This is a genomic window from Bradyrhizobium sp. USDA 376 (genome assembly GCF_054063675.1).
This window is the reverse complement of the sequence record NZ_JBSSGN010000001.1, coordinates 2,015,893-2,028,692: the sequence shown is the minus strand read 5'-3', so window position 1 is coordinate 2,028,692 and position 12,800 is coordinate 2,015,893. Positions and strand designations below refer to the sequence as shown.

General features: G+C 65.5%; 11 protein-coding genes and 1 pseudogene. 8 read left to right on the top strand and 4 right to left on the bottom strand.

Going from position 1 to position 12,800, the window contains the following annotated elements; all coding sequences use genetic code 11:
- Window positions 1-22: 22 nt before the first annotated feature.
- The 3 genes from modA to mepA all read right to left on the bottom strand — a co-directional run bounded on the left by modA (window position 23) and on the right by mepA (window position 2,764).
- Complete coding sequence (gene modA, locus ACVJ19_RS09365) at window positions 23-808, bottom strand: molybdate ABC transporter substrate-binding protein (RefSeq protein ID WP_453949220.1); 786 nt, start codon at window positions 806-808, stop codon at window positions 23-25.
- Window positions 809-998: 190 nt separating this feature from the next.
- On the bottom strand, window positions 999-1,502 hold the full coding sequence (locus ACVJ19_RS09360) for a hypothetical protein (protein ID WP_453949221.1): 504 nt from the start codon (window positions 1,500-1,502) through the stop codon (window positions 999-1,001).
- Between the two features lie 317 nt (window positions 1,503-1,819).
- Window positions 1,820-2,764: a penicillin-insensitive murein endopeptidase gene (mepA, locus tag ACVJ19_RS09355; RefSeq protein WP_453949222.1), complete on the bottom strand. Its 945-nt coding sequence runs from the start codon at window positions 2,762-2,764 to the stop codon at window positions 1,820-1,822.
- Window positions 2,765-2,895: 131 nt separating this feature from the next.
- Between mepA and ACVJ19_RS09350 the strand changes: the two genes are divergently transcribed.
- Entirely contained in the window at window positions 2,896-3,339 is a 444-nt protein-coding gene (locus ACVJ19_RS09350) for a L,D-transpeptidase (RefSeq protein ID WP_453949223.1), read from the top strand.
- 348 nt (window positions 3,340-3,687) lie between these two features.
- Complete coding sequence (locus tag ACVJ19_RS09345) at window positions 3,688-5,898, top strand: EAL domain-containing protein (RefSeq protein ID WP_453949224.1); 2,211 nt, start codon at window positions 3,688-3,690, stop codon at window positions 5,896-5,898.
- A gap of 196 nt (window positions 5,899-6,094) precedes the next feature.
- On the opposite strand, the gene ACVJ19_RS09340 is transcribed toward ACVJ19_RS09345, so the two are convergent.
- On the bottom strand, window positions 6,095-7,246 hold the full coding sequence (locus ACVJ19_RS09340; RefSeq protein WP_453949225.1) for an acyl-CoA dehydrogenase family protein: 1,152 nt from the start codon (window positions 7,244-7,246) through the stop codon (window positions 6,095-6,097).
- A 204-nt stretch (window positions 7,247-7,450) separates the two neighbouring features.
- On the opposite strand from ACVJ19_RS09340, the gene ACVJ19_RS09335 reads away from it, so the two are divergent.
- The 6 genes and pseudogenes from ACVJ19_RS09335 (at window position 7,451) to ACVJ19_RS09310 (ending at window position 12,743) form a co-directional block, all read left to right on the top strand.
- Window positions 7,451-8,095 (top strand): hypothetical protein, encoded by a 645-nt coding sequence (locus ACVJ19_RS09335; protein WP_453949226.1) that lies wholly within the window; start codon window positions 7,451-7,453, stop codon window positions 8,093-8,095.
- A 9-nt stretch (window positions 8,096-8,104) separates the two neighbouring features.
- Window positions 8,105-8,335: pseudogene (locus ACVJ19_RS09330) on the top strand (class I SAM-dependent methyltransferase); the annotation flags it as partial.
- 72 nt (window positions 8,336-8,407) lie between these two features.
- Entirely contained in the window at window positions 8,408-9,418 is a 1,011-nt protein-coding gene (locus ACVJ19_RS09325; RefSeq protein ID WP_456739377.1) for a hypothetical protein, read from the top strand.
- A gap of 189 nt (window positions 9,419-9,607) precedes the next feature.
- Entirely contained in the window at window positions 9,608-10,909 is a 1,302-nt protein-coding gene (locus ACVJ19_RS09320) for a serine hydrolase domain-containing protein (protein ID WP_453949227.1), read from the top strand.
- A 167-nt stretch (window positions 10,910-11,076) separates the two neighbouring features.
- The gene (locus ACVJ19_RS09315) at window positions 11,077-12,030 is read left to right on the top strand and encodes a tetratricopeptide repeat protein (protein WP_453949228.1); all 954 of its coding nucleotides are present in this window, start codon (window positions 11,077-11,079) and stop codon (window positions 12,028-12,030) included.
- A 299-nt stretch (window positions 12,031-12,329) separates the two neighbouring features.
- Window positions 12,330-12,743: an SRPBCC family protein gene (locus tag ACVJ19_RS09310; RefSeq protein ID WP_453949229.1), complete on the top strand. Its 414-nt coding sequence runs from the start codon at window positions 12,330-12,332 to the stop codon at window positions 12,741-12,743.
- The last annotated feature ends 57 nt before the right edge of the window (window positions 12,744-12,800 follow it).

Sequence of the window (12,800 nt, the reverse complement as noted above, 5' to 3'; positions counted from 1 at the left end):
TCGTAATATCAGATCGCAGAAATCAGGTGGTCGGACTGATCAGGAACTTGAAGCCGTATTTTTCCAGAATGGTCTTGGCCGCGGTCGAGCGCAGGAAGGCGAGATAGTCATTGGTCTCGCCCTTCGCGGTCGTGGTCGCCGCGACCGGATAGATGATCGCGGGGTGCGAATCCGCCGGGAAGGTGCCGACGATCTTGACGCCGGGCTCGACCTTGGCGTCGGTGGAATAGACGATGCCGAGATTGGCCTCGCCGCGGGCGACCAGCGTCAGCGCGGCGCGCACGCTCTCGGCCATCGCGAATTTCGGCTCGGCCGCCTGCCATGCGCCGAGCTTCTCCAGCGCGGCCTTGGCGTATTTGCCGACCGGTACGGACTTCACGTCGCCGGTCGCGATCTTGCCGTCGCCGGCGAGTTTTGCGAGGTCAAAGCCCTGCGCGATCGCGATGTTGTCGGTCTTGGAATCCTTCGGCGCGATCAGCACGATGCTGTTGCCGAGCAGGTTGACTCTGGAAGGCTCGTTGATGGTCTTCTTGCTAGTAGCGTAGTCCATCCAGTCGGTGTCGGCGGAGACGAACACGTCGGCCGGCGCGCCCTGCTCGATCTGCTTGGCCAGCACCGAGCTTGCGGCATAGCTGACGCTGAACTTGACGCCGGTCTTGGCGGTGTAGGCGGCGTCGATCTCGTCCAGCGCGTTCTTCATCGAGGCCGCGGCGAACACGGTGATGGTCTTGTCCTCCGCCGCGGCGGGCGAGAGGCTCGCGCCCGCGAGGATGACGAAGGCGGTGAAAAGTCCGGCGATACGAATCATGGATGCGCTCCGTGCGAGCCTGCATGCGCAATTGCGCACGCAAATCTGGCGTTGGGTTGTCTGGTCGCGACGGGCGGACGCGCTGTTCCACGGGTCCTTGCGACGGCTTACGGCCGGCAGGGATATCGCAGTGCAAACATAGCAGGCCGGGGCCTCAGGTCAAAGGCGCCGTTTGACTGGCCAGACGGCGCTATTGGGCCGGCAGGATCGCGATCGAGACCGCGTTGTCCCTGGTGCCGCTGACCTGGAGCACGAAAGGCTGCGCCGACAGCTCGTATTTCATGGTCTTGCGGATGCCGTCGCAATCGGTCGCGCCGCTGAAGGCGACGGGCTTGAGGAAATGGCCGTCCTGGACCACGTCGACCCAGGCGCCGACCGACAGGCTGATCGTGTAGAGCCCCGCCTTCGGCGCCTTGATGCTGGTGAAGCCGGCAAAGGTGCCGTCCTTCGGCGCCCGCTCCGGCGGCGAGGGCAGTTTCGCTTCGCTTGGGGCGACCAGCCCCAGCGTGATGGCGGATGATGGTAACGTCGCCTGCTCGCTCCCCGAGGCGAGTTTTGCGCGATCCGGCGCCATCAGCACGGCGCGCTCGCGCTCGATCGGCCATTTGAACTTGTCGCAGCCGCTCGGCTCCTCGGCAGCCAGAGCAGAAGTCGCGCCGAGCAGGAGCGCAGCGAGGAAGGTGAGGACGCGCATGTGAAATCCATCGTTGGCCACGCGAACGGCGCGAGGCGTGCGGTCAGGCTTGTTGAATGACGGGATGCGCGTCCCGGGACGCCGCCGGCTTACGGCACGGCGGCAGGGTGATCCTAACGCACCAGGGAAGGCGCACCAACTCTCTAGTTCGTCATCCCGGGGCGCGCGTAGCGCGAGCCCGGGATCCATAACCACAGGATTGCGTTTGGCGAAGACTCGGAGCGACGACCTCGCGCCATAACCACTCCCTGTGGTTATGCGTCCCGGGCTCGCTTCGCGCCCCGGGACGACACCGGTTGGGAGGCGGCAGCGGTGCACTACGGCTTCGCATCCCCCGCATGCAGCACGGCCTTGCACGCGGCCGGCATCTGCGCCAGCGTCATCGGCGGTTTGGGCTTCGGCGGCTCCGGCGGCGGCTTGGGATGCAGCACGGCGTCCGAGAACCAGTAGGCGAGATCGGCGTCCTTGCAGCCTTCGTCCTCGGACTGCGACGGCTGGCCCTCGCAATCGCCGGCGCCGGCCGGGCAGTGCATGCGGATGTGGAAGTGATAGTCGTGGCCCCACCAGGGACGGATCTTCGACAGCCAGGAGCGGTCGCCCCTGGCCTCGCGGCACAGCGCCTTCTTGATCGCGGCATTGACGAAGATGCGTTGCACCGCCGGCTCCTGCGCCGCATCGCGCAGCACCCGCACATGGCCTGGGGTGAACACCTTCGGATCGATATCGAGCCGGTCCTGACGCACCATCATCACCGCCGACATCTCCTCGCGCTCCTCGCGCGAGAGGCGGCGGTCCGGCATCGGCGTCAGCCAGATGTCGGCGTCGAGGCCGATCTGGTGGCTGGCGTGACCTGACAGCGCCGGCCCGCCGCGCGGCTGGGCGATGTCGCCGACCAGGATGCCCGGCCAGCCGGCGTCCTTGTGCGCCCTGGCCGCAAGGCGCTTGATCAGCGCGATCATGTCGGGATGGCCGAAATTGCGGTTACGCGACAGCCGCATCACCTGCCAATTGTCGCCGTTGAGCGGCATCTGCGCGGCGCCGCCGATGCAGCCCTTGGTGTAGGAGCCGATGACATGCGCCGGCCCTTTCGAGGGCAGCAGTTTTCGCGCGAACAGTTCCTTGGCGCCGAGATGCGGATCGTTGGGGTTGGCCAGCGGCGGCAGCGGCTTCGGATTGACGCTGCCCCTGTCCTGGGCCAGCGCGCCGCCGGCGGCCAGGAGTGTCATGACAAGCAGGAGAGGGGCGATGCGGCGGGGACTCATGCCCGCTCGTTATAACCCAACGCCGCGTCAGGGTTAAGAATTAGGCTTGTCACGCGGGCGCCATCTCACGGCGTCTTTACAGTCGCCGGTTTGCGGCGACATCATGCCCTCGAGGCTGAAGGCTTTTTATTATGACATTTGTCTTGGCGCGGCTCGCGGGGCGGGTCGCCTTGGCCGCTTTTGTGTTGGCGCCGGTTCTCGCGACCGCGGCCCGGGCCGATCTCAGGGTTGACATCGACAAATCAGCCCAGCGCATGTCGGTACGCGTCGACGGCGCGCCGCGCTACTCATGGCCAGTGTCGACGGGCCGCCGCGGCTACGGCACGCCGAGCGGCACCTTCCATCCGCAGGTGATGATGCGGCGCTATTTCTCGCGCAAATACTACAATTCGCCGATGCCGCATGCGATCTTCTTCCACCACGGCTTCGCCATCCACGGCACCACCGACATCTCGCGCCTGGGCGGCCCGGCCTCGCATGGCTGCATCAGGCTGCATCCCGCGCATGCGGCAACCCTGTTCGCGCTGGTCCAGCGCGAGGGCGCGCGCAACACGACGATCCGTATCTCCAACTAGGATCATTCGAAAGTCGCAGTTTTTTTGCGCCCTCCGGCCGCATTTTTAACGGCACGATAACCGTATCCTGCATTGACCAAAATTCGTGCGCGGAATGGGGGAACGCCGCGGCCCGCATGCAATCGCGCGCGATTTCGGAAATGATTCAAGCGCGCGCGTAATTTTGCGCCAGCGCGCCATCTGATGGCGACGGCGGAATGGGTTTGACGCGTCGGCCGACGCATTTTGCGCCTCGCAAACAGGCACGAGTGCCGGCCAGAGGCCGGCGGTCCCGTGGCCAAGATTACTTTTTTTTCAGACACTTGCCCCAAAACTTGCGGCCACAGGGCGCGACTGGGACATGTGACGTTGAGTTTGGGGTCTCGAAAAGCAAAAAGGCGAAAGCGCAGCGAGCTTGGTACGGCCGGCAGGCGGCCGCGCAAGCCGCGATTCGCGCGCGCGCCGCATTCGGCCGTTGCACAGGACGAACTCGTGCAGAGCCGCGCGGAGGCAGAGGCCGCGATCGCGGAGGCGCGCAAGGCCCATGAGCGGCTGCGCCAGGCCATCGACATCCTGCCGCAGGGCATCGTGTTCCTCGATGCCGAGGGGCGTTACGTCCTCTGGAACAAGAAATACGCAGAGATCTACAGCAAGACCGCCGACCTTTTCGCTGAAGGCGCGCGCCTCGAAGACACGTTGCGCGTCGGCGTCGCGCGCGGCGACTATCCCGAGGCTGAGGGCCACGAGGACGAGTGGATCGCCGAGCGGCTGCAAAAGCTCTATCAGCCCGGCGCACGCCACGAGCAGAAGCTGGCGGACGGCCGCGTCATCCTGATCGACGAGCGGCTGACCGAGGATGGCGGCGTGGTCGGCCTGCGCGTCGACATCACCGAGCTGAAGCAGCGCGAGGCCTCGTTCCGCCTGCTGTTCGATGGCAATCCCGTTCCCATGATCATCTGCGCGCTCGACGACGAGCGCATTCTCGGCGTCAACGACGCCGCGATCGCCCATTATGGCTATGGCCGTAGCGACTTCGAGAAGCTGACGATCCGCTCCTTGCAGGCCTTCGACAGCGAGCCGCCCTGGACCATCGACGTGACCGGCGAGGAACAGGCCGGCCGCACCTGGAAGCACGTCAAGGCCGACGGCGCCCTGATCGACCTTGCGATCTATTCCCGCGAACTGACCTATGCGGAGCGGCCCGCGGTGCTGCTCGCGCTGATGGACATCACCGAGCGCAAGCGCGCCGAGGCGCGGCTCGCCTTCATGGCCCAGCACGACGGGCTCACCGGCCTGCCGAACCGCAACCTCCTGCGCCAGCAGGTCGACGAGATGCTGCTGCATACGCGCCGCAGCGCCGAGAAGGTCGCGGTGCTGATGCTCGGGCTGGACAATTTCAAGGCGGTCAACGACACGCTGGGACACGCCATCGGCGACAAGCTGCTGCGCGGCGTCGCCAAGCGGCTGCGCTCCACCTTGCGCGAGGAGGACGCGCTGGCGCGCCTCAACTCCGACGAGTTCGCGATCGTGCAGAGCGGGTTGGCCCGGCCGGAAGATGCGGTGGGACTCGCAAAACGCCTGCTCGAGGCCATCTCCGATCCCTATCTGCTCGACGGCCATTCCGTGGTGATCGGTGCCTCCATCGGCATTGCGATGGCGCCCGGCGACGGCGACGATTCCGAAAAACTGCTCAAGAGCGCCGACATGGCGCTGTCGCGCGCCAAGCTGGATGCGCGCGGCACCTTCGCCTTCTTCGAGGCCGCGCTCGACGCCAAGGCGCAGAGCCGCCGCAAGATCGAGGTCGAGCTGCGCGATGCGATCCAGAACGACGTGCTGCGCCCCTATTACCAGCCGCTGATCGACCTGCAGAGCGGCCGCATCACCGGCTTCGAGGCGCTGGTGCGCTGGCCCCATGCCGAGCGCGGCATGGTCTCGCCGGCCGAGTTCATTCCGGTCGCGGAAGACACCGGCCTGATCAATCCGCTCGGCGGCCTGATGCTGCGCCGGGCGTGCCTGGACGCCGCGACCTGGCCGGACGATGTCCGCGTCGCCGTCAATCTGTCGCCGCTGCAGTTCCGCAGCGGCAACCTGCTCTCGATGGTGACGGACGCGCTGAAGCATTCCGGCCTGCCGCCGCGCCGGCTCGAGCTCGAGATCACCGAGACGCTGCTCTTGGAGAAGAGCGCGCAGGTGCTGGCGACGCTGCATGCGCTGCGCGCGCTCGGGGTGCGCATCTCGATGGACGATTTCGGCACCGGCTATTCCAGCCTCAGCTATTTGCGCAGCTTCCCCTTCGACAAGATCAAGATCGACCAGTCCTTCGTGCGCGATCTCGGCGCCAATCGCGAGGCGCAGGCGATCATCCGCTCCATCGTCAGCCTCGGCAAAGGCCTCGGCGTCACCATCACCGCCGAGGGCGTCGAGACCGAAGCCGAGCTCAGCTGCCTCCGCGCCGAGGGCTGCGACGAAGGCCAGGGCTTTCTGTTCAGCAAGGCCCGGCCCAATATCGAGATCATCAGCCTGCTGCAGGCCCAGCGCGGCATCGATGGAGCAGACGAGGACGCTGCGCTGGTGGCGTGAGCGGGTGCGCCGTTTGAAGATTCCGACGTAAGGGATGCACCGCTCTCTCGGTTAACCTCTCCCGCTTGCGGGAGAGGTCGCGCCGGAGGCGCTGGTGAGGGCTCTTGCCTCTAGGGGGTTCTCGATTGTGGAGACACCCTCTCCCCAACCCTCCACCGCAAGCGGGGGAGGGAGCGCAGCGTCTTTGCGGCTGCTATCAGCCTCCAGCCAAAATCACCTTCCCCACATCCTCGTAATGCGTATCCCGCGCCTGGATCTGCTGAGCGATCGCGTGCATGTCGCGGAAGCGCCGCTCGAACGGCTGGCTGCGGAACACCGCGGTGGCGCCGGCCATGTGATAGGCGGTGTCGACCACCTTTGCCGACTGGTGGATGGTCCATGTCGCCGCCAGCCGAACGGCGCTGTGATGCGCCGCGCTGAATTCGCCGGTCGCGCCGAGATCGCGCCACATCGCATTTGCCGTGGCATAGAGGTAGGCGCGCGCGGCGCGCAAATCGCCCTCGGTGCGGCCGATCAATCCCTGGACCGCCGCGTTGTCGCGCATGGCGCTGGCCGCGAGCGACTGATGCTTTGCGCGCGCCAGCGCAATGGCGGCATCCAGCGTGGCGCGCGCAACGCCGAGCGAGACCGCGGCAAAACCAAGGCTGAAGGTCGAGCCGGTACCGATCCTGTAGAGCGGCCCCGTCTCACGCAGCGCGGACGGCACGTCGCGGAACGCGGTGAAGCGCTCGGGGATGAAGAGGTCGGCCACCTCATAGGAGTCCGTCCCGGTGCCGGCGAGCCCGATCGCCTGCCACACGTCGTGCAAGGTCGCGTGCGCGACCGGAAACAGGATGGTGCGCACCTCCGGCGAGCCGTCCGCATTTTTGCGCGGCGTGCCGTCATCATTGACGATGCGGACATGTGCCCCAAGCCAGCTCGCCTGCCGCGAGCCCGAGGCAAAATCCCAGCGCGCCGTGACGCGATAGCCGCCCTCGACCGCGCGCGCCTCATGCGCGATCGCGCCCCAGGCGAGGATGCCGGGCGCGGTGTTGAAAATCTCATGCGCGGTGTCGTGATCGAGCCAGGCCGCGATCATCGCGCAGACGCTGCATTGGCCGAGGCACCAGGCGGTGGAGGCATCCGCCTTCGCAATCTCCTCCAGCATCTGTATGAAGGCTTCCGGCGCGGCCTCGCTGCCGCCGAGGCTCTGCGGCAGCAGTGCGCGGTAGAACCCGTTCTCGATCAGGGCGGAGACCACGGCAGGCGTCAGCCGCCGCGTACGTTCGATCTCGTCGGCTTCGCCCGCGATCAGCGGCGCGAGCGCGCGGGCACGTTCGACCAGGCCAAGTCCGGAAGCTGCATTCATTGCTGCGTTTCCTCGCCCATTCTTGTTGTGAGCGGTCTTGAGGATGCGATGGTGGTCTATTTGGCGGGAAGGATCAAGGCGGTGTGGCTATCGCTTCAGAGCCCAACCCATCCCGCGACCTGCTTGATTGATCTCGCCTGATTTCGCGCGGGAGGACGTTCAATCCGGGGGGCAATCTGTCCCGTTCTCGTTCGGTCAGGTCGGATGTCGATTGAAACGGCTGCTGCGATCACGCGCATTTTTGGTCCGTGCCGGATCGTGCAATGGAATGCCCGTGACCCGAATCTGCTGCATGAGCTGCTTCTCATGGGATGCGATGCCCACGCCGTCGGCCGGGGAGCATTCGCGCATCCGCGCTGGATTTCACGCTGCAGCGATACCCGCGTTCCGCCCAAGCCTATCGCCGTCGTCGAAATCGCCGCCGGGCAGGAGACGCTTGTCCTGATCGAGACGCTCGCGGCGCTGGATCATCTGCAAGGCCTGTTCCTGATTGGTCCGGATGTTGCCGGCCTTCGCAGGCCGCTCGAGAACCGGCTGTTCGAGCGGGGATGGCGGCGCCATCCGGCCGCGCTCGCCACCTCCGATTACGAGCGCATGCAGGATGATGTGCTGCCGCGCCATGCCGTCTACCAGCGCATTCCGGCGGAGGCCGCTTCCCGATGGCCGGTGGAGACCTTGCTGGGCGAACGCAATCTCCACATGGACATGCTACGCGAAAGCGGATCGCGCGCCGATGCGCATGTCGTTCGCTATGCGCTGGCCGCTTCGCTCGTCCGGCCCGGCGACATCGTGCTCGATTGCGCCTGCGGGCTTGGCTACGGCTCCGCGGTGATCGCCGCGACCAGCTAGGCATCGCAAATCATCGGCGTCGATGTCGATGCCAACACCGTAGCGTATGCGCGTGCGAATTACGGCGGGCAGAACCTGCGTTTCGAGACTTCAGATGCCTCGCGCCTCCACCATCTTGCCGATGCCTCCGTCGATCTCATCGTCTCGATGGAGACGATCGAGCATGTCGAAAACTGGATAGCCGTGGCCAAGGAGTTCGCACGGGTGCTGAAGCCGGACGGGCGTCTGGTCGCCAGCGTTCCGGACCGATGGGCGGACGAGACCGGAAGCGATCCCAATCCGTATCACCACCACGTCTTCGACTGGGCCAAATTGCGCGAGGGGCTGGTCGAGGATTTCGTGATCGAAGCGCGCTACATGCAGACGGCGCCGGGCGGTTTCAAATGGCAGCAAGCCGCCCGCCGGCTGGGCCGCGTGCCCCTCGACAGCGATGTCGAAGGCGAATGGATCCTGGTCGTTGCCTCCGCCAATCCCTTCGCCAGGGCCGAAGAGCTGCGCGAGTCATTCCGCCACCCCGCATTCGCCGACGCGCTGTCCGCGAGCGGAGCGGCGGCGCTCGATTTCGGCGGATGTTACGACAATCCATGGCTGTACCGGACGCTGGTCCAGGTCGGAGAGCGCCTCGACGATGCGGCGGTGCTGGGCCGGCTCGCCAGCTGGGTTGCCGACAACGCCCGTCCGGAATCGGCGGACCGGGGCGCGGCGCTTTGCGTCGCAGGCTATCGCATCCTCGAACGCCGCAAGGCGCAGGAGACCGGCGAACTGATCGGGCGGATCGAGAGCTATTGCCGGAGCACCCGGCACACGACGAACCCCCATGTCCAGCGCTGGCGCATCTCGCTGGCGTTTCTGGCGGGCTGCCTGTGCGAGCTGTCGGGTGCGCTGGACGACGCGCTCAAATGGTTCTCGCTCGCGGCCGAGCTGGACTGGCGCTCTTTCTCGCCGATCCTGACCACCAAGACCATCGCAGCGGCCTTTCATGCGGCCCGCCTTTCCCTGACCTGCGGCGACGAGACGGGCGCACTTTCGTTCTTCAGGATCGGTTTCGAGACGGCGCTGGAAGCCGCGCGCAGCAAGCCTACGGATTTTGCCGGCTCGGTTGAATCCCCGATTCCATTCGGCCTCGTCGAGCTCGCCGAGGTCATGGACATGGGCGGCCAATGCGCGGTCGCGATTGCAACGCTTCCGCTCTGGCGGCGTGCGCCGGGCGCCTTCTGGTCCCGGGTGGACACCAAGCGCTTCGGACTGCTGGCCTGGAATCAGGCGCTCGAACGGGAAAACGCCTGTCTGCGCGGCCAGCTTCAGAACGCGGGTGTCCGGTGAGGCAGCGCACCTCGTCCGACGAGGCCGCATTGGACTCGCCGAAGTAGCTCGCACCGACGCTCGTGTCGATCTGGTCGCCGTGTTTGCCGCTATCCCCGTCGACCCACATGCTGACTCCCTCCACCCCTGATGATAGCCTGCCTCTCATCAATGCACGCACACGCCAGAACGTGTGAGGAGGCAAGTCCAATGCACCGGGGAGCGCTCTGCAGGCCGCGCGGTTGCCGCGAGCTTTTCTTAGCCGTCATTCTCGCCTCCGCGCTCTCAGCGCCCCTGGCCTGCGCACAGGACGTCCGCAGCGCTCCGGGCGAAGCGGGACCGGTCTTTTCGGAGAGCGGCCCCGATGCCGAGCTCTACGGCGCGGCTGAGGGCTATCCAGTCGGCACGCGCGGGACCACCACCCCGCTTGACAAGCTCGTCGGGGTCTACAGCCATTTCGGCGAGATCTACCCCTCGCGCCCGATCGCTCGCGCGACGGCGCCGTGGCACTTCAAACGCGCACCGGAGCCATCGATCGCCTACAGCTTTGGCACGGAACGGCTGAGCATCGCGGATTACCTCAAGCGCAACCCGGTGACAGGCCTTCTGATCGCCAGGGACGACACCATCCTGTACGAGCACTATCAATATGCGCGGACCGACCACGACCGCTTTCTGTCGCAGTCCATGGCCAAGACGCTGGTGGCCATGCTGGTCGGGATCGCGGTCTCGGAGGGACGGATCAAGTCGATCGACGACCTCGTCTCGACCTATGTCCCCGGCCTTGCAGGAACGGAATATGGAAACACATCCATCCGCGCCTTGCTGAACATGTCTTCGGGCGTCGAGTTTTCGGAAGTCTATGACGGGCACGATGACATCGCCCGGCTTGGGCGCGCCCTGTTCGTCGAAGACACGAAAGATCCCGTCGCCGTCGTCGCGCAATTCAATACAAGAACCGCACCGCCGGGCACCCGATGGCACTATGCGAGCGTGGAAACCGAGATCCTGGGCCTGGTGCTGCGCGCCGCCACGGGCGCCCCGGTTGCCGACTATCTCCACGACCGGATCTGGGATGCCATCGGCACCGAAGCGGATGCCTCATGGGCGATCGACGGCAGCGGGCAGGAGATTGCGTTCTGCTGCTTCAACGCAACCCTGCGCGACTATGCGCGCCTCGCCCGGTTGCTCGCGCACGACGGCGCCTGGGAAGGTCGTCAATTGATCCCCCGGCAATGGCTGCTGGATGCCACGACCGTCAGGCCGGGCGATAATCATCTCGCTCCGCGCGTGGCCACACCCTATTTCGGCTACGGCTATCAGGTGTGGCTCCTCCCCGGCGAGCAGCGCCGATTTGCCCTGCTCGGCATCCGCGGTCAGGTCATCCTGGTCGATCCGGCCTCGAAGCTCGTCATGGTGCATACGGCCGTTCGCCAGAAGCCGTCCGAGCCGGGAGCCCTCAGGGAGCCGCTGGCGTTGTGGTCCGCCGTGCTTCAACAGCTCGGTCAATGATGATGTGACGGCGTCCGCCGGCGCGCTGTCGATCGCGCTCGTCCTCCTGGCCGGGACCTGGCGACCAGCCATGGGCCCGCCGGCGCCGCGGCTGCATTGAACCTGTCCGGCTTCCGGGAGCACCAAGGGCGTGGAGGTCCCTGATATCAGCGACGAAGGAACGCGCGATGAAGGCCCTGAAAGCGTCGATCCGTGTTGCAGTCACCGCGCTTGCCTTGAGCCTGTCGTTCGGCGCGCCATCCTATGCCGAAGAGGATGAGGCGGGCACGCTCACGCGGCAGATGAAGGAGTTTTATCGGGCCGGGAAGTACTTGGAAGCGCTGCCACTGGCCCAGAAGTCCCTGGCCCTTCGCGAGAAGGAGTTCGGCCCTGATGACGCGCACGTTGCGATGCCGCTGAACGACCTCGGCACGATCCATTACAATCTCGGCCAATACGCCGTCGCCGAGCCGCTGTACAAGCGCGCGCTGGCCATCCGGGAGAAGACGCTCGGTCCGGATCATGCGGAAGTCGCAATGGTGCTGAACAATCTGGGCGATCTCTATCGCGCGGAAGGGCGCTACGCGGAAGCAGAGCCGCTTCTCAAGCGGTCGATCGCCATCAGCGAGAAAACAAATGATCCGTCGATCGTGCTGGCGTTGAGCAATCTCGGCGCCGTCTACAGCCATCAGCGCCGGTACGACCAGGCTGTACCGCTGTTCAAGCGAGGCCTCGCCGTGCTCGAGAAGGCGCTCGGGCCGGACGATCCCGAAGCCACGGTGCTGATGAACAATTTGGCCGACGCTTATATCAACCGGCATCGCTATGCCGATGCCGAGCGGCTGCTGAAGCGGGCGATTGCGGTGACCGAGAAGGCGTTCGGCCCCGATCACCCCGACATCGCGCAGGCGCTGAACAATCTGGCTGCGCTCTATGCGCGTCAGGGGCGTAACGCCGAGGCCGAGCGGCTGTTCAAGCGGTCGGTGGCCACTTTCGAGAAAACCCTCGGTCCCAACCATCCGGATCTCGCCGATATCCTCGATAACCTCGCCGGTCTCTACAAGGATCAGGGCCGCTATGCCGATGCCCAACAGGTCCTGAAGCGGTCGATGGCCATTCGAGGCAAGACAAGGCCGATCTGAATAGCTTTCGTAGGGTTGGCAAAGGCGCGAGAAGCGCCGTGCCCACCACTCTTCCCGACGGCACACAAGTTGGTGGGCACGCTTCCGCCTTCGCTCTTCGAGCTACGGCGGACAAGTCGCTTTGCCCATCCTACGACTTTTCTAACTTTTTTGGCGCATTGACGGCCGGACCATGTCGGCATGGACCGGTCTCGATCGTCCTTGGGTGGACACGTTCCGGACGTGCTGGAGATGGACCCCGCACACGTGACGTGATTTCGTCAATTCGAGCCGTCAAAGTCGCAACCGGAGCAATGCCCATGAGGATCACCGTCGAAACCAGCGTAGCCGCCCCCATCGATCAGGTCTGGCGTGCCTATACGACACCAGCCGACATCGTGAACTGGAATGCCGCGTCCGACGACTGGCATACTACCAGGGCGACGGTCGACCTGCGGGACGGCGGCGCCTTCTCCTCGCGCATGGAGGCCAAGGATGGCAGCATGGGCTTTGACTTCGCCGGCACCTACACCAAAATCGTCGAACACAAGCGGATCGAATATGCGTTCGGCGATCGAAAGGCCGAAGTCGAGTTCGTACCCGGTCCGAACGGGATTGTCGTCCGCGTCGTCTTCGACAGCGAACCGACGCACTCGGTCGAGCAGCAGCAGGGCGGCTGGCAGGCGATCCTCGACAATTTTGCACGGTACGTCGAGGCGAAGAAGACGGCGTGAGGGTGTGCAGGGCGCGGAGCCTTGGCGGGCGTCCGCGTCTTCGTCTACGATCCGATC